1 pseudogene is annotated in these 1,450 nt (G+C 59.7%); it reads left to right on the forward strand.

Annotated elements, in window-relative coordinates:
• Positions 1–258: 258 nt before the first annotated feature.
• Positions 259–1,450 (forward strand): annotated as a pseudogene (locus HMPREF3138_RS24920) (DUF3772 domain-containing protein); the annotation flags it as partial.

Consider the following 1,450-nt stretch of genomic DNA (forward strand, 5'->3'; position numbering starts at 1 on the left):
TAACGGTTGTATCTAATACTGGGGGCAGGTCAGACGAGTTAGACACACTCCTAGCCGAGCTGAAGTTGGGTGACGGAATTTTCTGGGGTTCCGGCGTAGAGCCCCCTTTTGCTAACTTGCCGCCGTTAACGCGACACAACCATAATTACGGTATTTCGGTCGACATTAAGCAGCTATTATAATTAGCGTTTATGGTTAAGCGACTGTTCATCCGCCGCCTGTTCGTTTACCTATCAGATAATGATGCGAGTACTGATTATGTTAAAATCTCGTCCGTTCCTGCTGTTATTGTTATTGCTGCTGGGTTTGCAGCTGACACCGCCCGGCGCCGTCGCCGCCATCCAGGATGATCCCGCCGCCGAAAGCGCGCCCGATCCCGCCACGCAGCTGAAAGCCGCGCAAAAGCAGTTGGACAACATGAAGCAGCTGGTTTCCTAAGCGACCACCGATACCCAGCTCAGCAAATTGCGGCTGGCGACCGACGATCTGGTCGCCAGCATGGAAAAACTTGCCACCGATCTGCAGCCCGAGCAGGACAAACTGAAAGCGCAGCTGGACGTGCTGGGACCGCCCCCGGTGGCCGACGCACTGCCGGAAACCCCGGCGGTGGCCCAGCAGCGCAACACGCTGAACAGCAGTAAAAAGCAGCTGGATGACGCGGTGAAACACGCGCGGGCCATCAAGAACAGCGCCGTCGATCTGGGGCAGCAGATCGGCGATCTGCGCCAGGTGGCGTTTAAAACCCAGCTGACGCTGAATACCGGCAGCATTTTGGGCGTCAAATTCTGGACGCCGGTGGTGCAGCCATCCGCGGATGATGTGCAACGGCTGGACCAGTTCAAGGCAGAGATGAAAGCGGCCTGGGACGCCAGTTGGCAGGACGAATGGCGGTACGGCACGCTGGCGCTGCTGGCGCTGGCGGTGATCATCTGGACCTGGGGGCGCTATTTTTCCGAGCGTTTTCTCGCCTGGGTCAGTATCCGTTTCCTGCCGGACGGGCGCTTGCGCCGCAGCTTCATGGCGATCGCCACCGTGGCGGTGACGGTGGTGACCACCTCCATCGCGCTGAACCTGCTGTATTACGTCTTTGTGCGCGTGCAGCCGCTGCCGGTGATGCTGGAGGATTTCGCGGAAGGTTTCAACTTTCTGGGGGTTTTCTGCGCGCTGATCTCCGGGCTGGGGCGTGCGACGCTGTCGTTGAGTCGCCCGTCGTGGCGCTTGATTTCCATGGATAACGAGGTGGCCGCCGGGCTGCGTTACTTCTCGCCGCTGCTGGCCGGCCTGGCGCTGGTATTCGGCACCGTGGAACTGATTAACAACGTCGTCAGTGTCTCATTAGCCACCACCATCTTCGACAACGGCCTGGTGGCGGGGCTGATCGGGATGGTGTTGCTGGCTGCGCCGCTGCGTGGTCAGCACATTCGTCGCCGTCTGGAACAGCAGGGCGCGC

The organism is Serratia sp. HMSC15F11, from assembly GCF_001808215.1.
Classification (GTDB): Bacteria; Pseudomonadota; Gammaproteobacteria; order Enterobacterales; family Enterobacteriaceae; genus Serratia; species Serratia nevei.